Source organism: Bifidobacterium imperatoris, from assembly GCF_002860405.1.
GTDB classification, from domain to species: domain Bacteria; phylum Actinomycetota; class Actinomycetes; order Actinomycetales; family Bifidobacteriaceae; genus Bifidobacterium; species Bifidobacterium imperatoris.
The window spans coordinates 44,862-64,316 of sequence record NZ_NMWV01000001.1; the positions used below are offsets into that span (position 1 = coordinate 44,862).

General features: G+C 54.9%; 15 protein-coding genes. 10 read left to right on the forward strand and 5 right to left on the reverse strand.

The genetic code is table 11. The features are described 5' to 3' along the window. Positions 1-144 precede the first annotated feature (144 nt). From Tam1G_RS00220 to Tam1G_RS00235, 4 genes are all read left to right on the forward strand, one after another. Positions 145-2,655, forward strand: coding sequence for a cation-translocating P-type ATPase (locus Tam1G_RS00220; protein WP_101625016.1), 2,511 nt, complete (start codon positions 145-147; stop codon positions 2,653-2,655). A gap of 116 nt (positions 2,656-2,771) precedes the next feature. Next, entirely contained in the window at positions 2,772-5,477 is a 2,706-nt protein-coding gene (gene acnA / locus Tam1G_RS00225; protein WP_101625017.1) for an aconitate hydratase AcnA, read from the forward strand. Between the two features lie 117 nt (positions 5,478-5,594). Then, positions 5,595-5,957, forward strand: coding sequence for a type II toxin-antitoxin system RelB/DinJ family antitoxin (locus Tam1G_RS00230; RefSeq protein ID WP_101625018.1), 363 nt, complete (start codon positions 5,595-5,597; stop codon positions 5,955-5,957). Continuing rightward, positions 5,957-6,466: a type II toxin-antitoxin system VapC family toxin gene (locus Tam1G_RS00235; protein ID WP_101625019.1), complete on the forward strand. Its 510-nt coding sequence runs from the start codon at positions 5,957-5,959 to the stop codon at positions 6,464-6,466. Before Tam1G_RS00230 ends, Tam1G_RS00235 begins: the two co-directional genes overlap by 1 nt. A 96-nt stretch (positions 6,467-6,562) precedes the next feature. On the opposite strand, the gene Tam1G_RS00240 is transcribed toward Tam1G_RS00235, so the two are convergent. The 3 genes from Tam1G_RS00240 to Tam1G_RS00250 are packed head-to-tail and all read right to left on the reverse strand — an operon-like array spanning position 6,563 to position 9,180. Continuing rightward, a complete protein-coding gene (locus Tam1G_RS00240; RefSeq protein WP_101625056.1) occupies positions 6,563-7,207 on the reverse strand; it encodes a GNAT family N-acetyltransferase in 645 nt (214 codons plus the stop codon). 40 nt (positions 7,208-7,247) lie between these two features. Further along, the gene (locus tag Tam1G_RS00245) at positions 7,248-7,952 is read right to left on the reverse strand and encodes a response regulator transcription factor (RefSeq protein ID WP_101625020.1); all 705 of its coding nucleotides are present in this window, start codon (positions 7,950-7,952) and stop codon (positions 7,248-7,250) included. A 1-nt stretch (position 7,953) separates the two neighbouring features. After that, positions 7,954-9,180 carry a sensor histidine kinase gene (locus tag Tam1G_RS00250; RefSeq protein ID WP_101625021.1) on the reverse strand — a complete coding sequence of 409 codons (1,227 nt, stop codon included), beginning with the start codon at positions 9,178-9,180 and terminating at the stop codon, positions 7,954-7,956. A gap of 313 nt (positions 9,181-9,493) precedes the next feature. Here Tam1G_RS00250 and Tam1G_RS00255 point away from each other — a divergent pair, with 313 nt between their 5' ends. The 3 genes from Tam1G_RS00255 (at position 9,494) to Tam1G_RS00265 (ending at position 12,210) form a co-directional block, all read left to right on the forward strand. Beyond that, the gene (locus Tam1G_RS00255) at positions 9,494-10,054 is read left to right on the forward strand and encodes an Ltp family lipoprotein (protein ID WP_101625022.1); all 561 of its coding nucleotides are present in this window, start codon (positions 9,494-9,496) and stop codon (positions 10,052-10,054) included. Between the two features lie 139 nt (positions 10,055-10,193). Then, the gene (locus Tam1G_RS00260; protein ID WP_101625023.1) at positions 10,194-11,108 is read left to right on the forward strand and encodes a Bax inhibitor-1/YccA family protein; all 915 of its coding nucleotides are present in this window, start codon (positions 10,194-10,196) and stop codon (positions 11,106-11,108) included. A 127-nt stretch (positions 11,109-11,235) separates the two neighbouring features. Beyond that, positions 11,236-12,210, forward strand: a complete 975-nt coding sequence (locus Tam1G_RS00265; RefSeq protein ID WP_101625057.1) for a DMT family transporter — start codon at positions 11,236-11,238, stop codon at positions 12,208-12,210. A gap of 85 nt (positions 12,211-12,295) precedes the next feature. On the opposite strand, the gene Tam1G_RS00270 is transcribed toward Tam1G_RS00265, so the two are convergent. Then, a complete protein-coding gene (locus tag Tam1G_RS00270) occupies positions 12,296-13,033 on the reverse strand; it encodes a GTP pyrophosphokinase (protein WP_165781839.1) in 738 nt (245 codons plus the stop codon). Between the two features lie 137 nt (positions 13,034-13,170). Here Tam1G_RS00270 and miaB point away from each other — a divergent pair, with 137 nt between their 5' ends. Both miaB and miaA read left to right on the forward strand, forming a co-directional pair. Beyond that, complete coding sequence (gene miaB / locus Tam1G_RS00275) at positions 13,171-14,625, forward strand: tRNA (N6-isopentenyl adenosine(37)-C2)-methylthiotransferase MiaB (protein WP_165781840.1); 1,455 nt, start codon at positions 13,171-13,173, stop codon at positions 14,623-14,625. A gap of 11 nt (positions 14,626-14,636) precedes the next feature. Further along, the gene (miaA, locus tag Tam1G_RS00280) at positions 14,637-15,623 is read left to right on the forward strand and encodes a tRNA (adenosine(37)-N6)-dimethylallyltransferase MiaA (RefSeq protein WP_101625026.1); all 987 of its coding nucleotides are present in this window, start codon (positions 14,637-14,639) and stop codon (positions 15,621-15,623) included. On the opposite strand, the gene Tam1G_RS00285 is transcribed toward miaA, so the two are convergent. After that, positions 15,624-16,370: a Fic/DOC family protein gene (locus Tam1G_RS00285; RefSeq protein WP_242689729.1), complete on the reverse strand. Its 747-nt coding sequence runs from the start codon at positions 16,368-16,370 to the stop codon at positions 15,624-15,626. It abuts the gene before it with no gap. A gap of 135 nt (positions 16,371-16,505) precedes the next feature. Between Tam1G_RS00285 and Tam1G_RS00290 the strand changes: the two genes are divergently transcribed. Then, positions 16,506-19,427: an FtsK/SpoIIIE family DNA translocase gene (locus tag Tam1G_RS00290; protein ID WP_101625027.1), complete on the forward strand. Its 2,922-nt coding sequence runs from the start codon at positions 16,506-16,508 to the stop codon at positions 19,425-19,427. The last annotated feature ends 28 nt before the right edge of the window (positions 19,428-19,455 follow it).

Sequence of the window (19,455 nt, forward strand, 5' to 3'; positions counted from 1 at the left end):
ATTAATTATAAACTTAAGATTATTAAAAATCAAACGTAATAAAAAATACGAACAGATGAAGTCGGCTTTCTGCGTTTGAGAAAACAGTTGAATCATCCCTGAGTCGTAGCGGATTGTGAGTTTTAGAACGGTAGGCTGGAGGGCATGAGTGCAACAGCAACCGTGAACATGCCTGGGGTCAGCGAAACCGGTCTGAGCTCCAAAGAAGTGTCGCAACGTATGGAAAGCGGCCAATCGAACGCGGTGAAAACCTCCACGTCACGGTCGGTCAAAGATATCGTTCGGGCTAATGTGTTCACGTTGTTCAACGGTCTCATTTTCGCGGCGATGGTGATGGTGCTGCTCACCGGATCGTGGAAAGATTCGGTATTCGGTTTTGTCATCATCATCAACACGGGCATCGGCATCGTCACTGAGCTAAAGGCCAAACGAACGTTGGACAAGCTCTCCATTCTTGTGGCCTCCGATTTTCTGGTTCGGCGCGACGGCAAGAACGTTGAAGTGCCGCACAATGAAATCGTGCTTGGTGATTTACTGTGGATTCGCTCCGGCGAACAGATTCCAGCGGACGGGCAGATAGTCGAAACCTGGGGTCTGGAACTCGACGAATCGATGCTCACCGGCGAATCGCGCACGGTACGTCACAAAGTTGGGGAGCAGGTTTATTCCGGTGCAACAGCCGTTTCCGGCATGGCATTGGTGAAAGTCAATGCCGTAGGCAGCCACTCATATGCTGCCACGCTTACCGCTCAGGCCAAGGTGTATAAGAAAACCGTGTCTGACCTGAACAAAGGCATTAACACGATTTTGAAATTCATGACCTTTTTGGTGGTGCCGCTGTGCGTGCTGCTGATTCTTTCGCAGGTTCATGCGGTTGGCGGCTGGAACCATGCTATCGCCACGGGTGAATGGCGCGGGGCCGTGGTTTCCGCGGTCGCCGGTGTGGTAGGCATGATTCCTGAGGGTCTGGTGCTGCTGACGTCTCTGAACTTTGCCGTAGCGGCCATGCGGCTTGCTCGGCATAACACATTGGTACAGGAGCTTGAATCCGTAGAGACGCTTGCCCGTGTGGACGCATTGAATTTGGATAAAACCGGTACCATTACGGATGGCGTTATTGCGTTTAACAGGATGATTATGCTGGATTCCGCGGCTGACGCGGATGCTCGGCGAACGGCAACGCAGGCATTGTATGACTGCTGCAACGAGGAGCAGCCGAATGGCACCGGCAAGGCTGTGCTGGCAGGATTGCAATCTCAGGGTTATAAGCCTGCGCCGGTTGCTGAACGAGTACCATTCTCGTCAGCTCGCAAGTGGAGTGCGGTAGTCAAGTTTGATGGCGTTTGGACTATGGGTGCTCCGGAAGTGATACTTTCGGCTCTTGACGGAGACTATGCGGATGTGCTGAGCCGGGTCAACGATTACGCCAATGACGGCAATCGTGTGTTGTTGGTTGCAAGGTCTCTTCCTCAGTCGGCTGCGTCGACAGCTCGTTCATCAGAGGGAACCGAGGCTGCTGATAGTCCTCGACTCGATTCACATGCCAAGCCGGTTGCTTTGGTATTATGCGCCGAACAAATTCGCAGTGACGCCGAGCAGACGCTCGCATGGTTCCGGGAACAAGGCGTGCGCTGCCGTGTTATCTCAGGCGATAGTCCAGTGACCGTCGGCGCAATTGCTCGCAAGGTCAGGCTCACCGGTGACCGCACGCCTGTGTCGATGGACGCGCGCAAACTGCCGGACGATGTGAACGAACTGGCGCGCGTACTGGAAAACGTGGACGTGCTCGGCCGAGTGCTGCCGAATCAGAAGAAGGCGATTGTCGAGGCATTGCATGCGCAAGGCCATGTGGTAGCCATGACCGGAGATGGCGTTAATGACGCGCTCGCCATCAAAGAAGCCGATTTAGGTATTGCTATGGGCAATGCCGCGCCCGCCACCAAAGCAGTGGCGCAAGTGGTGCTCGTTGATTCCAAATTCTCCCATTTGCCGGATGTGGTGGCGAGAGGCCGTCAAGTGATGGCCAATATGGAGCGTGTGGCCAGCCTGTTCTTGGTCAAAACCGTGTATTCGGCTTTGATTTCGCTCGGTGTGGTGCTGACGCAGATTCCATACCCGTATCTGCCGCGGCACATCACCTATATTGGCGCGCTCACCATTGGTATGCCGGCATTCATCCTGGCATTGGCGCCTAATACTCGTCGCTATATTCCGGGATTCCTGAAGCGTGTGGTGAAGTTCGCGTTGCCTGGCGGCATCGCCACGGCACTGTCTGTGCTTGCGGCGGCTTGGGTGCTTCCGAACATCATGGGATGGAATGTTATGGCCAACGATGCGGATCTTGCTGCGCAACGAGCCACAAGTGCCATCATCTTGTTTGTGATGGGTGTGTTTGTGTTGGCCCGCGTGGCTCAGCCGCTCAACAGTTGGCGCGGCGCATTGGTTGCCGTGTTCGCTGCCGCGGGCGTGATTGGCGCGTTCATTCCATTCGTTGCACAGTTCTTCGCGCTGATGATTCCAACGGGTGCTACGTTGCTGGCCACTGCGATTGCGCTGGTGAGTGCTGCCGTGATTTTCGCGTTGTGCCTGTGGCTGGTTCCACTTGCCGGCCATGCAGTTGCCAGTGTGTTGCGCAGACATGGATTTGCCGTTTAAAAGGCGCATATTGTCTCACGTTTTAAGCCGACACGCCAGAGGTAAAGTAACGTACCCGTACCATTTGAGGGGGATAATCAGCGGCACATAAGCCGATATATGATTTCGGAGGCAATATGTCCTTACGTGACGATCAACTGGCGACGCTCAAGGCCGCTGGCAAGGACTTCGATTACTACAACATCGCCAATCTCGACGGTATCGATCACCTGCCTTATTCGTTGAAGGTACTCGTAGAGAATCTGGTACGTAACATTGACGGTGCCAACATCACCGATGAGCACGTCAAAACCTTGCTGAACTGGGATCCTGCAGCCCAGCCGAGCCATGAGATTCAGTTCACCCCGTCACGAGTCATCATGCAGGACTTCACCGGCGTGCCCTGCATTGTGGATCTTGCCACCATGCGTGATGCGGTGAAGGACCTTGGCGGTGATCCTGAGGTCATCAACCCGCAGGTTCAATCCGACATGGTCATTGATCACTCTGTGCAGATCGACAAGTACGGCATCGCCGACGCTGTGCAGCAGAACATGGATATCGAATACCAGCGCAATGGCGAACGCTACCAGTTCCTGCGCTGGGGTCAGCAGGCGTTCAAGAACTTCCGCGTAGTGCCGCCGGGAACCGGCATCATCCACCAGGTCAACATCGAATACTTGGCCAAAGTGGTGATGAGCAAGGACTCCGGTCTGCATGATGGCCGCCAGCTAGCCTACCTTGATTCCTGCGTGGGCACCGACTCCCACACCACCACCGAAAATGGTCTCGGCGTACTCGGCTGGGGTGTCGGCGGCATCGAAGCCGAGGCCGCCATGCTCGGCCAGCCGATTTCCATGCTCGTGCCACGTGTGGTCGGTTTCAAGCTCACCGGTTCCATTCCGGAAGGCGTCACCGCCACCGATGTGGTGCTGACCATCACCGACATGCTGCGCAAGCATGGCGTGGTCGGCAAGTTCGTGGAATTCTACGGCGAAGGCATCGCCTCCGTGCCTCTGGCCAACCGTGCCACCATCGGCAACATGGGCCCTGAATTCGGCTCCACCTGCGGTATCTTCCCAATCGACCAGGTCACGCTCGACTACTTGAAGCTCACCGGCCGTTCCGACGAACAGGTTGCGCTCGTCGAGGCTTACGCCAAGGCCAACAAGCTGTGGGGCGACGCCTCCGACCCGGATTACGTGGAACCGCAGTACTCCGAATACGAGGAACTCGACCTCTCCACTGTCAAACCATCCATCGCCGGCCCGAAACGCCCGCAGGATCGCATTCTGCTCTCCGAATCCAAGAGCATGTTCGAAAAGACCCTGCCGGCCTACGAAACCGAGAAGACGGTCAAGGACCCGGTCGCCGTCTCCACGGACTTCCGTGGCGACTTCGATCTGACCAATGGTGATGTGGCCATCGCCTCCATTACTTCCTGCACCAACACTTCCAACCCGTCCGTGATGGTCGCAGCCGGTCTGATCGCCCGCAACGCACACGCATTGGGTTTGAAGCCGAAGCCGTGGGTCAAGACCTCATTGGCTCCGGGCTCCCAGGTAGTGGCCGACTACCTGAAGGCCGCCGGCCTGCAGGATGATCTCGATGCTTTGGGATACCAGCTGGTCGGCTTCGGTTGCGCCACTTGCATCGGCAACTCCGGCCCGCTGCTGCCGGAGATTTCCAAGGCGATTAACGAAAACGATCTGACCGTCACCGCCGTGCTGTCCGGCAACCGCAACTTCGAAGGCCGTATCAGCCCGGATGTCAAGATGAACTATCTGGCATCCCCGCCGCTCGTCATTGCCTACGCGCTCGCTGGCACGATGGACTTCGACTTCGCTACCCAGCCGCTCGGCAAGGATAAGAACGGCAACGATGTCTATTTGAAGGACATCTGGCCCACCAACGCGGAAGTCGCGGCCGTGGTAGACGGCACGGTCAGCCGTGAAATGTTCCTGAAGGATTACGCTTCCGTGTTCGACGGTGACCACCGTTGGAAGGGCTTGGATGTGCCGGAAGGTGAACTCTTCCAGTGGGATGAGAACTCCACCTATGTGCGCAAGCAGACCTTCTTCGATGGGATGAAGGCCCAGCCGGATCCGGTCAAGGACATTCACGGTGCCCGCGTGCTTGCCCTGCTCGGTGATTCCGTGACCACCGATCATATCTCCCCGGCAGGCGCATTCAAGGCCTCCAGTCCGGCAGGCAAATACCTGACCGAGCATGGCGTGGCGCCGAAGAACTTTAACTCCTACGGTTCGCGCCGCGGCAACCATGAGGTCATGGTTCGCGGTACGTTCGGCAACATTCGCCTGCGCAATCAGCTGCTCGCTTCCGTTGGTGAGGAGGTCACGCCCGGTGGCTTCACCTATGATTTCACCGCTGGCAAGCCATCCACAATCTTCGATGCCTCGCTCAACTACAAGGCAGCAGGCACGCCGCTTGTAGTGCTCGCAGGCAAGGAATACGGTACCGGATCCTCCCGCGATTGGGCGGCAAAGGGTACGCTGATGCTTGGTGTCAAAGCTGTGATCACCGAAAGCTTCGAGCGCATCCACCGCAGCAACCTGATCGGCATGGGTGTGCTACCGCTGCAATTCCCTGAAGGTGAATCCTATGAGACGTTGGGATTGAACGGCACGGAAACCTATGACATTGATGGTGTGGAAGAGCTGAACTCTGGCAAGACACCGAAGACCGTGCATGTCACCGCTACGCACGCTGACGGCTCCAAGACCGAATTTGATGCCGTGGTGCGTATCGATACGCCTGGTGAAGCCGACTACTACCGCAATGGCGGCATTCTCCAGTACGTGTTGCGCAACCTCATGAAGTAGCGAACAAGCAACAAACCCGACTGTGGCAAATACATGCCGGCGTCTTTTCAGATGCCGGCATTTTTTGCGACTCTATGTTTGCTATACTGTATAGCAATAGTGTTACTGGAGGATGCTATGACAATGGTGCAGATGAATGTTCGCATTGATGCGAAACTGAAAAATGAAGTTGATGATGTACTGAAACAAACCGGTACATCGGTCAGTGATGTTATTCGGTCAGTATGGTCTTACATTGCTGATCGCAAAACCGTGCCGGTATTGGAAACCACTGCACAGGAGCATGCGAGGGAGGCAGAAAAGCAACGCAAACTGAGGCTGGTCCATGAAGGTGCCGGCTTGGTTCATAAGGAATTAGTAAAGGCCGGTGTGATTTCCGAAGACACGGATTTGATGGACGGTATGACATACAAGCAACTGCGCGACGAGATGTATGAGCATCAGTACGATGCATACCTCAATATGAAAAGGGCAGATTGATGGCTGATACCATTCTCAAACGTGTGATGCTAGACACTAATGTATTGTTGGATTATTTACTGCATCGAGATAATCATGCTCAAGCCGCTGAAATGGTGATTAATCTCGGCATTCAGCATAATATCGGTTTACTGTGCACGTCACTATCTCTGAAGGATGTGGCTTATATTTCAGGTGCCGCAGTAAAACGTCAATTTAAGCCAAATGATTCCGGAGGATCAGAGCTGGAGAATGTGACTCGAAATCTACTCGCTGCGCATGTTCCGTGGCGTTGCATCCAGCAAGTGCACGACTTATGCGAAGTTATTGCTATTACTAATTCAACCTGCGACTATGCATTCTCGCTGAAGAAAAAACATAAAGATTTTGAAGATAATTTGATTATCGCTGCGGCAAAACAGTCAAATGCAGACTGTGTGGTGACATCGGATGCAGAACTTATAGAGCATTTCCCCGAATACTGCAAGACACCGAAAGAGCTTATTGCTGAAGTGAGCCAACACCAGTGAGGGAAGCCGGATATGCAACAAGGTGTTTGTGCTGTCTCATCTGCTGTCGGTAAACAGCACAAACACTTGCATGGCGTCAGCTAAATAAAACCGTTCCTAATCCTTTTGAGGGATTATGCCCTCGTACAAGTAAAAGGACATGCTTTCCTGATGAATTCGGGAGGCCGGCAGGGTGATGGCTGCAATCTGCTGCAAACCGGTGTGCTCGTAGAAGCCCACGTTACAGGTGGTGTCGGTATACAGGAAGTACTTGCTCAGCCCGGATGCGTGGAAATCAGCGATCAGCTTACGGAACATACGCTTGCCAAGGCCCAGACCGCGTGCCTCAGGGTCGAGCACGAACAACACTACCTCAGCCGCATAGTCATGCCCGGATTTGTGGGCCTTATGAGTCAGTTGGCGATCAATGGCAAGAATACCAACGATTTCGTGAATAGCTTTGATGCCTTCTTTGATTGGCACCAAACGCATCAAGTCTTTAAGGTAATTACGCTTATGGCGGTTCCATGCGCCGCGTTCATCATGTGCGTCGATACGGCCGAGAATCAATGCTACTGGTTTGCCATTTTGCAATGCAGTGTAAGCGTTGGTAGTGCGTGCCAGACAGTTTTCCCAATCGGCTTCTGCTGCAATCGATCCGGTGCGCTCATCGAACTCTGCGTACCAGGTGCGGCGCACTAAATCAATCAATGCAGGGTAATCATCACGGTGCAAAGGGCGTATAGTCACAATTTCACTCATGCAATCCATTATGCCTTACGTATCGTGGCTTCCTTAGACCTTACAATCGAGCCGGCAAATCAGCCCGTTCCACCAATCGCGCCATCTGTACACGGCCCATATTGAGCTTGTCTGCAGCGGAAGAAAGATGTGCCTTGGCGGTACGTTCCGAAATGAACATGCGAGCGGCTATTTCGGCATTGGTGTAGCCTTCCGCAGCCAGCAGCACAGCTTCGCGCTCACGCTCGGGCAGCGTATTAAGCAGGTCGCGTGCCTCGTCTCGGCGAGCATGTGGCTGGGACGAACTCAAATCATCGATTGACTGTTTCTGACTGGCAGTATTGAATTGCGGGGCTCCCTCGCATACCGCGATAATGCGTTGGATAATCTCATCCGGCGCATCGGTTTTTGAAATAAATCCTTCCGCGCCTGCTTCCACCGCACGCTCTACCGTGCCAGACGGGCTCAACGATGTCAGAATCAGCACATGCGGGGCGGGGGAGAGACTGCGTAACTGACGAGTCGCCTCGATGCCATCCATACCGGGCATGGCGATATCCATCAACACTACATTCGGATGCTCCTCGCTTGCCCGATCCACACAGGAAGAACCATCATGCGATGTAGAAACAACGGTGATGCGCCCCTGTGAATAGTCATTGAGAATTAAGCTCATGGCTTGGCAAATCATAGGATCATCATCAATGACGCTTACACGAATGGCAGGGGAGCCGTTGCCGTTGTTCTTCTCACTCACGTTAGCCATCTTAGTTGCGCCACGGAAGCAGCGCATCAACGTGGAACAACCGTCGATCGTCCACGCCATAACGGCACTGCCCTCCTACGGACTGCACCCGTGCCACCAAACCGGATAGACCTGCGCCGGTTCGAGAGTCGGGCACATCATTGGTCAGAGGATTACTGATATGAATATGCACACCTGATTGTTCGGATACGGCAACTTCCAAAGAAACCGGAGCTCCGGGCGCGTGCCTACGTGCATTGGTAAGTCCTTCTTGAACGGCTCGGTAAGCGATTTTGCTCATGGACTCATCCAGCTCGCTCAGTTGGTGAATATCAATCCAAGTGCTTAATGACGTACCGGAATTACGCACATCCGCGATAAGTGCATCCAAGGATTCACGAGTCAAGGAGGTACTGTCGGAAGGGCCCAGTTGCTCCCATGCCTGTTGTGGATTACGAAGCATATCAATGATTGCATGGGCTTCATCCAAAGCTCCAGCCGATTGGCGGCGGATATCATCGGCCTTATCAGCTAGGGCTTGCGCTTCAGGTGAGTCGCCGAGCTTGGACGCTTCCGCTTTGAGTGCGCTGGCATTCAGAGCAAGGAGCGATAGGGAATGAGCAAGCGTATCATGTGCCTCTGCCGCGATGGCGTCAGCCAATTGTTGATTGTTGAGATCGGTTTGCAAATTTTCAGCATGGCTTGTCGCAGCATTCGCTAGGGCATTGGCCGTGCGCAGACGAGCCCGTGAACGAATATGCAAGCCAAGCAACGTGGCGATGGCTGAAGCTACCAATGCAGTGATGATTGCGGTGATGATAATGGTTGGTTCTTCAACTAGCATCACTATCGGTTTGCCTGAATCGCCGCCCGTATACGGCTTGGCGAAGATAAGATGCCAGAGCGAACCTTCGGCGGGCTGAGTGGCATCTCGTAATTGCGACCATAGCGTAACAACCGTGCCCACAATTACGGCCCGAACGCTGGTGCTGCGCTGAGAGCGCCGTGCCAGAAGAGCGGTCATTGCCATCAAGACAAGCATGGAATCAAATGGAAATACCGCCACCATAATGCAGGCAATCCAGAACGTAGGTTCAGGATATTCGCTGCGAGCTAGCAGAAGAAAACCAGCAGGCAGCGAAATCAGTACGCATACGATGGCGAAAACGTAGCCTGGGGTATCTTCGGCATAATTCTGTGCGAAAAAGGCCGTTTGCATAAGACACATCAGACTTGCAAGCGGAATCATGACAACGGAACACCATACGCGAGTGCGCACTGGTACATCATCACTGTGCGATGACGACACGGTTGAGCCTGGGCTCAGAGGCATGCGAGAGATGTTCGTCGAGTTTGTCATGACCTCCACTCTATGGCGTGGCTCATTGCCTCGCCACTGGACATGCGGGCATAGCAAACGTTGCCGAACCGCCCGAACGGGCAATAAGAAATGTCCATTGGTTCACTGACGGTCACTGTTAAATCCCGGTAGCGTCGAAATAGTCAAAACAATGTTTCCATTCGGTTCTGACCGATTCGAGCGAAGAGAAAGAAGTTATGAAATGACCAACAATAATGTCGCGCCTCAGCCGCCTACGCAGCATAGTAAAAACAAGAAATCGATATGGAAACGATGGTGGTTCTGGCTCATTATCGTACTTGTAGTATTTGCCATTGCCGGCCAAGGAGCGGCAAAGAACAATAGCTCTGCAGGGAATGCGCAGTCTTCGACTACTTCACAGCAAAGTTCGGCTAATGCCGATAATCCAGATGAGAATACGCAGAATCAGCAAAAAGAATCAGAGAAATCTGATGTGCCAGCAGATTACAAATCAGCTTTACGCCAAGCTGATGCCTATGCCAATACGATGCATATGTCAAAAGCAGGGGTATACGACCAGCTGACAAGTGAATACGGAGGCAAATTCTCAGCTGAAGCAGCGCAGTATGCAGTGGATAACGTGAAAACAGATTGGAATGCAAATGCGCTGGCAAAGGCGAAGACGTATCAGGAAACTATGGCCATGTCTCCCGAAGCGATTCGTGATCAATTAACGAGCCAGGCCGGTGAGAAATTCACGCCGGAAGAAGCCAACTATGCAATTGAGCATCTTAATGATTGATTAAATCGGTGAACTGACGGCGGGTAGATGGTCTGCGTGCGACTGTCTACCCGCATTTTCGCTGTTGGCCGAGCATATTCATGGAACGTTCAGGTTATCTCCTCTAGTATTGGTTGTGGAACGCAACAAAGGAGCGATTATGACATTCGGTCAGCAGCCCCAGAACAACGGGCAATATAACCCGCAATACAATACTCCGGACTATAACGCAGCCCAGCAGGGTGGCTACGGTCAGCAGTACATGCAGAACGGATACAATCAGCAGAACTATGGCCAGCAGTACACGCAGCAGCCATATGGTCAGAACCAGAACTACCAGTACGCACAGCCGCAGGGTGCCGGTGCGGGAACTGCAGCCATCAACACGACGATGACTTACAACTACGAACAGGCGCAGCGCGTCTCCGTGACCCGCGCCTACGGTGAAATGACCATCGGCCTGATCGTCACCGCAGTAGTGGCCGTACTTGGCCAAGCCACCGGCGCCTATTACAGCTTCCTGATGGCCACCGGCATGATCGGCCTGATTGGCTTGTGCGTGGTTCAGGTGGCGCTCGCCGTGATTCTAGGCGCCCGCGTGATGAAGATGAGCACCACGTCCGCCCGCGTCATGTTCTATGTGTACGCAGCACTGATGGGCTTCACGTTGAGCTCCATCTTCATGGTCTATGACCTTGGCTCAATCGGCATGGCGCTCGGCATCACCGCGGCCTTCTTCTTCGCCCTGACCATGTTCGGCATGACCACCAAGTTCAACATGCTTAAGGCTGGCCCGATTCTGATGGTCGGCTTGATTGTGCTGATCATCTCGCAGGTGGTGCTGATGTTCCTGCAGGTCGACGGCATGACCCAGATCGTGTGCGCCATCGGTTTGATTCTGTTCGCCGGCATGACCATCTATGATGCGCAGTCCACACGAGCACTGTTCGCAGCCTATGAAGCACAGGGTCCGGAAATGATCAAGAAGGTCTCCATCCTGTGTGCGCTGAACCTGTACTTGGACTTCGTGAACATGTTCCTGTACATTCTGCAACTGTTTGGTAGTAGGGACTAGTTTTCTAGTTAACGTCGCTGGATTTGACGCGACTGATAAGCCCGACCACATTGTGGCCGGGCTTTTTCATACCCGTCATGCACGCGCATTAGGCTGACTGACCGTGAAGAGACAAGAAATCATGGGCATGCTGGCCCTGCTACTGACCGCACTGATTTGGGGATTTGCGTTCGTGGCGCAGGTACAAGGCATGGATTCCATGTCTCCGCTATTCTTCAACGCATGCCGATTCACGCTTGGCGCGTTGTCGCTGGTACCTATTCTCATCTGGCAGCGTGGCAAACAGGCTCGTCAAAGTTCTCGTGATGATTTTCCGCCGAACACAAGCGCTACGGAATCTGCCGACGTATTGAATACGCCGCACAGCGCGCCAAGCACGGTTTCGCTTTGGCAGTCATTACTCGCCAATCCAATTGTGGTAGCCGTATCATGCGGCATTATTCTGTTCACTGCCAGCACTCTGCAGCAGTATGGCATTCTCTACGGCAAGTCGGCTGGTCGTGCAGGATTCCTGACTGCTCTGTACATTGTGATGGTCCCATTGCTGGCCTTCGTTTTTTTGCGTCGCCGTATCGGCATGCTGGTGGGAGTGGCCGTGGTGCTGGCGGTTATCGGATTCTATCTGCTCTGCATCACTGATGGTTTTGGTTCGATTGGTCTTGCCGACATTCTGTTGGTGTTCACGGCTATGCTATTCGCTGCACATATTCTGGTGATTGACACACTGGGATCAAAAGTTGACGCGATTGTGTTGTCGTTCGGCCAGTTCTGCACAACCGCCGTATTGAGCTGGGCCGGTTCGCTGATGGAAGGTTCAGTGGATTGGGCTGGTGCTTCACATTCTTGGATGCCGATAGTGTACGCCGGTATCGGCTCGGTGGGCATCGCGTACACGCTGCAGGTGGTGGGACAGCAGTGGGTGCCGCCCACCCGAGCCAGCCTGCTGATGAGTTTGGAATCATTCTTCTCGGCAGTCGGTGGCGCGATATTCCTTGGCGAAGTCATGACGCCACGCGGCTACCTTGGTTGTGCATTGATCTTCTTGGGAACCTTGCTCGCGCAAGCTCCAGCCAAGCTACCAAAGTTCTTGCGCAAATCCTGAGTTGGCTCCCCTTGCCAGGGGAGTTGCCACTACAAGTGACTGAGGGGGAGTAGTAACACCAGCTCAGTCACTTGAACGGTGGAATTCAGTCCGTGGTCTTCGGTGCTTCGCCAACTTGCGGAGCACCATTGATATCGCGGTGGATGTTCTGCATCTGCACTTCGATGTTCTGCAGGCTGCGTGAACAATCCAGCAGCGTCTGTGAATGTTCGCTGAGCTTCGCGTCCGGCAGATCGGTTTTGTACCTGAGCGCATGCTCGAGTGAAGCCCAGTAATCCATAGCGATGGTGCGGAACTGCACTTCGACTGGCGTGTAATGCGCGCCCGAAGATAGGAACACCGGCACTGCGTAGATCACATGCAGTGAACGGTAGCCATTCTGTTTCGGATTCTTGATGTAATCCTTCACGCGCAGCACCTGAATATCCGACTGGGAAGACAGATAATTCGACACAGAATACACATCGTCACGATAGTTGCAGATTACTCGGATGCCTGCCACGTCGAAGAGATTGTCTTTGATGGAATTCACGGAAATGGGCAGACCTTTGCGCTCGAGTTTACCGATGATGGAATTCAACGATTTCAAGCGGCGCTCCATGTGATGAATCGGGTCGTGGCTGAATCGCACCTGGAACTCATCGTCGAGAATTTCCAGTTTGGTGCTGATCTCATACATCGCACCCTCATACACCTGCATCTGATCGATGAATTCGGTGATCTCATCAGCGTTGAAGTTGCCCTCCGGCAGATCGATCATCTTCAGACGGGCTTTGAGATCGGCGGTATTGAGTCGGTTATGTCGGTCAAGTATCACGCCCATTAATATACCCGGCTTGTTTCCCTGAAACTGAGTGAAGACGGGGAATCTTCTAAAATGCTTCATCGTTTCGTGCTTGTCGGTAGCTTTACCGGTGCGACGCGCCCCATGACGAACCCGGCCGTTAGAATCTAGAACTTATGAATGAAGACATGATGACCGAGGCGGAGCGTGCCTCGATTGAAGCCAGCGGGGCTGAAACCGCAGCAGGGGAGCGAGGCAAAGGCGTATTCCACATTCATACGCTGGGATGCCAGATGAATGTGCACGATTCCGAACGCATCGCCGGCGTATTGAAAGCGGATGGTTATGTGCCGGCCACACAGGAGCAGATTGACTCCCATGATTTCGATGTGATTGTGCTCAACACCTGTGCTGTGCGTGAAAACGCTGCCGAGCGCATGTATGGCACGATTGGCTTGTTCAACCGTATTAAGATGCAGCGTCCGAACCTGCAGATTGCGGTAGGTGGTTGCATGGCTCAGCTTGACCGTGAACGTATCGCCAAGAAGAAGCCGTGGGTTGCTGCCGTATTTGGTACCAAGAACATCGAGGATTTGCCGAAGCTCCTCGATCAGAATCGCGTTACCGACAAGCCTCAGGTGAGAGTCACCGACCAGTTACAGGAATTCCCGAGCCAGCTGCCGGCTGCACGCGCATCTCGAGTGAGCTCGTGGGTGGCGATTTCCGTGGGCTGCAACAACACCTGCACGTTCTGCATTGTGCCTACCACGCGAGGCAAGGAGAAGGATCGCAGGCCGGGCGATGTGCTGGCGGAGATTCGCAAGTGCGTGGCTGATGGAGCCAAGGAGGTGACGCTGCTTGGTCAGAACGTGAACTCCTATGGTTACGGTATTGGCGACCGATACGCGTTCAGCAAGCTGCTGCGCGCCTGTGGCGAGATTGAGGGATTGGAACGTGTGCGATTCACGTCACCGCATCCGGCCGCGTTCACTGATGATGTGATTGCTGCAATGGCTGAGACGCCGAACATCATGCATCAGTTGCATTTCCCGTTGCAATCCGGTTCCGATCGGATTTTGCGCGCCATGCGCCGCTCCTATCGTTCCGCCAAATTCCTAGATATTCTGGGACGTATTCGCGAAGCTATGCCGGATGCGCAGATTTCCACCGATATCATCGTTGGCTTCCCCGGCGAGACGGAAGAGGATTTCCAAGCTACGTTGGATGTGGTGCGTAAAGCGCGATTCTCCACCGCGTTCATGTTCATCTACTCGCCGCGCCCCGGCACTCCGGCTGCCTCAATGGAGCAGATTCCGCGTGACGTGGTACAGGAGCGTTTCGACCGACTGGTGGCTCTGCAGGAAGAGATTACGCAGGAGAACATGGAAAGCTTCGTAGGTCGTGACGTTGAGGTGATGATTACCGGCAAACTTGGCAAGAAGGATTCCGATACACATCGCGTGTCCGGCCGTGAGAAGACCGGCGTTCTGGTACATATCGGTGTGCCGGAAGGTCAGCCGGTGCCAGAGGTTGGTGACTTCGTGACCGTAACCGTAACACACGCCGGCCGCCACAACCTGCTCGCCGACCCTGACCTCGCCGCCGGCCAAACCTATTCCGTCCGTCACTGAAGGAAGTACTCATGGATCAACGAGTGGTATCCATCGTCGGCCCAACCGCATCCGGCAAAACCGGCCTCGGCATCGCCATCGCCAAGCGTCTGGCGGAACAGGGAGAGCGAGCTGAAATCGTCAACGCCGATGCCTACCAGATGTATCGCGGCATGGATATCGGCACCGCGAAGCCGACTGCCGAAGAGCAGGCCGCCGTACCGCATCATTTGATTGACATCATCGATCCGGAAGAATCGATGAGTGTGGCCCGCTTCCAAGAACTGGCTCGTAAGACGATCGCCGATTTGCAGTCCCGCGGCATTCGGCCGATTTTGGTAGGCGGCTCAGGACTGTATGCTCGTGCAGCCATCGACGACATTTCCTTCCCTGGCACAGACCCTGATATTCGTAGGAAATATGAGGAGCGGGAGAAGACTGAAGGTGCAGGTGCGCTTTTCGAGGAACTTAAAGCCAAGGATCCTGCAGCCGCTGCTCGCATGGATCCGCATAACCCTCGCCGTACCATCCGCGCATTGGAGGTTATTGAGCTTACCGGTCGCCCGTATTCGGCCAGCCTGCCGCGCTATCGGTATGTGATTCCCTCAGTGCAGATCGGTTTGGATTTGAGCCGTGAGGATTTGGACCGGCGCATCGATGTGCGCACCAAGCAGATGATGACCAACGGTTTCGTTGAAGAAGTGGAACGTCTGCGCCCGCGTCTCGGTGCCACAGCCGTGCGCGCACTCGGCTACCAGCAGATTATTGACTTGCTGGACGGCATCTGGGATGAATACGATGCGTTCGCCGATATCGCGCAGAAAACCAAGCGTCTTGCCCGCAAACAGATGGGCTGGTTCGGCCGTGATCCGCGCATCCATTGGCTACAAGCATTGAATCCGAAACTAGTGGACAATGCGATGGCCATTATCGCGCATGCGGATGCCGGTGACTACGATCCCATTGACGCCCAAGCCGACGCATACGTTCAACATCATCTCGGCGACATCGCCGCATAATCAGTGTGCAGGGCCCTGATCCCAGCCGGCAATCAGGAACACGCGCGTCGGATTAGCCGGGCGCAACATGGCTTCGAACATACGCTCGAACGCGGCAATATCCCCGCGATACGCCGTGTGCTTGGCCGTGCGATACGCTTCGCGCGTCACCAAACCCCAATCCAAATCCCAACCGGCATCATGCGCGAGGCGGGAACCGAACATGCGCAGCACCATCGCATTGCCGCCACGGAACGGATGCAAATAGCCGAGCTCATCATAAATCGTGGCGAACTTGTGGATGAATACATCTCTATCCAGTGCATGCAGATTACGGTTCTCCGCCAGCTCCATCGCAATGTTATGCGCGCCGGTTTCAATCAAACCTGCCGGGAAGAACGCCTCCGGATTATTCGCGCGCGCACGGTCATTAGTCACCTCGCGCGTGGTATTGGACGTGCGCAGTTTGCCGGCATCATCAAACACGCCTTCAAATAGGCCCCGATGAATAGCCACTAATTCATCCAAATCGCCAGAAGGATTCCAACGGCGTTCAGCCAACAATACCGTGCGCGCGAATACTGCGTCCGCACGGTTTGCAGCATGATCATCCAAGGAACCATCCGAAAGCCGGTTTTCACCAGTCGGACCGACTGCGTTGATACGCATGGTGGTTTGCTCATCGGCCACGTCGATGAGATGGCTCACATCCTGGGTGCCTTGCTCGTAAGCTGCCGCGGCTCGCATCGTTGCTTCGCCCGGCGTCATGGCTTCCAGTGCGCAGTTCTTGAGTGCAAATGCGACTGCGCTCGCACGCTCTGCGGGTGTCATGCAACCCATGATAAGCCATGAATCGTGTCTGGAGTGGTCATGAGACCCCATACATGTAGAATCAAACGCGATATGGCACGTACAGCATCTTCAAACAGCAATAGATCACGCAAGTCCAAAAGCGGCGATGATGGATTCACGCATGATGGCGAGACCAAAGTCCAGCCGGAAATCGATCTTGAACCTGAGCCGCTATGGCAAAAGGTTCTGCTTGCTATTCCGCGCGCATTCGGTTCCGGTGTGCGCGCTGTTACTGGCGTAGGCGAATATGATCCTGCGTATAGACGTGATGGTCTGTGTTTCCTGCTGCTGATACTCGCAATCCTGTTTTGCGCATCCGAATGGTTCCGCGTGAATGGGCCGTTCGGGCAACTCCTGCATGCACTAGCCTCCGGTGTGCTTGGCATAATGAGCGTCGTACTGCCTGTGCTGCTCGCCGCCGTGGCCTTCCGGTTGATGCGTAACTCTGGCCGTGGCTCCAGCAATCCGCGTGTCATCACCGGTTGGGTGCTGCTGATGTGGTCGATTTGCTCGATCATCGATGTAGCGGTTGCCTCCAGTCACACCACGTTCGATATCACTGTGCTGCAATCGGCTGGCGGATTGTTTGGATTCTTCTTGGGCTCTCCGCTGGCTTGGGGACTTTCTGCCGCCTTTGCCATTGTGGTGTTCGTAGTATTCGGCCTGTTTGCCTTGATGATGATTACCGGCACGCACGTTACGGATTTGCCTGAGGATGCACGCAAATTGATGGCGTTCATCCAGCGCAAGCCTTATACGCCTAAGGGCGAGGAATCGGATGATAGCAGCAGCCCGAGCGGTCAGTTCCCCAATGAGGTTCGGTTGGGAGATGCCACGCTCGCATTTGCTGACGGTGTGCCTGCTCACGACGGCTCGGATGATGAGACCGACGATGAGGGGGAGGGCAGTGGCAAACTCAGCTGGTTCTCTCGTTTGTTCGGGCACAAGCCCAAGGATGAGGACGATAAGACACTTGACCGATATGCCGCTGACGATCCGTTCGACCGTGCGGCAAGTCAGCATGGTGCTACTGCGGAGACGCCGGTGGTGGATTCCGCGACAGGTGAGATTCTCGATGGCGCTGGGAACTCTGGTATGGGCGGGCGCACAATTGCCTCGTCCTCTTATGATGGTCGCCCGCATGTGGCGGGAAACGCTCCGTTCTCCGATGATGCGGCGCCGCGCGTTATCTCCGGTGGTGCGACTGTGGCTATGCCTTCAGACTCCGGCCCGGACGGTACTACGGTGATGCCCTCGGGCAATGCTGCGAGCGATCCGTGGGCGCCGAGTGCTGCGGCTGCTGCCGGAGCAGCTGGGGCAGCAGCCGCAGGTGGGAATGCTACGGCACCATACGCTGGTGCTGATGCGGATGGCAGCGGCGTAGGCCAGTCCGGTGCCGTTGCCGATGGTGACGCGTCTGCTGATGGTGATGATGAGATGACCCGTCCGTATCAGCTGCCTGATTTGAACCTGTTGACCAAGGGACAGCCGCATGCGATGCGTACGCCTGCCAATGACCGTGTAATTCGTGCGCTGACTTCCACGTTCGAACAGTTCAATGTGGATGCCAAGGTGGTGGGCTTCCTGCGTGGCCCGTCCGTAACCCAATATGAGGTGGAGCTCGGTCCGGGTGTCAAGGTGGAGAAAGTTACCAACCTGCAGCGCAATATCGCGTATGCGGTGGCCAGCTCCGACGTGCGCATCCTTTCTCCTATCCCGGGCAAGTCCGCTATCGGTATCGAGATTCCGAACGAGGACCGTGAAATCGTGCATTTGGGCGACGTGCTGCGTTCCGACAAGGCCGTGAACGATCCGAACCCAATGCTTTCCGGTATTGGCAAGGATGTGGAAGGCCATTTCGTCACCGCCGATCTGACCAAGATGCCGCATTTGCTGGTGGCTGGTGCCACCGGTTCCGGTAAGTCCAGTTTTATCAATTCGATGCTGACTTCCATCATCATGCGTGCCACACCTGAGCAGGTGCGTTTGATCATGGTCGACCCGAAGCGCGTGGAACTCTCCGCCTATGCCGGTATTCCGCACCTGTTGACTCCCATCATCACCGATCCGAAGAAGGCTGCACAGGCCTTGGAATGGGTAGTCAAGGAGATGGACGCCCGCTACTCTGATCTGGAATACTTCGGATTCCGCCACGTCAAGGACTTCAACGAAGCCGTACGTGCTGGCAAGGTACATGCGCCGCTTGGTTCCAAGCGTAAAGTGGCCCCCTATCCGTACATCCTTGTGGTGGTGGACGAGATGGCTGATTTGATGATGGTCGCCAAGAATGATGTGGAAAGCTCCATCCAGCGCATCACCCAGCTGGCACGAGCTGCAGGTGTGCATCTGGTGCTCGCCACGCAGCGCCCGTCCGTGGACGTGGTGACCGGCCTCATTAAGGCTAATATTCCTTCCCGCCTGGCATTCGCTACATCGTCTGCCACCGATTCCCGAGTCATCTTGGATACGGTTGGTGCGGAAACCCTGATTGGTCAGGGTGATGCTCTCTTCCTGCCGATGGGTTCCGCCAAGCCGATTCGTGTGCAAGGCTCATGGGTTTCCGAATCCGAGATTCGCAAGGCTGTGGAATTCGTGCGTACACAGCGCAAACCGAAGTATCGCGAAGACATTGAGGAGATGGCCAAGGAAGCCGAGAAGAAGGGCGGCGCCGATATAGACGAGGAAATCGGCGACGATATGGACGTGCTGCTGCAGGCCGCTGAACTCGTGGTCACCTCGCAATTCGGTTCCACTTCCATGCTGCAGCGTAAGCTCCGCGTCGGTTTCGCCAAGGCTGGTCGACTCATGGATTTGCTGGAATCCCGCGGCGTGGTTGGACCATCGGAGGGTTCCAAGGCTCGTGAAGTGCTCGTGCAGCCTCAGGACCTGCCACAGGTCCTCGCCTTCATTCGTGGCGAAACCAACTCGCTCACTCCATCCGCTCCTGCCCAAGGTGAACTTGGCGGAGAGTAGTCAAATCCCAGAGAATATTCAGCTGGTA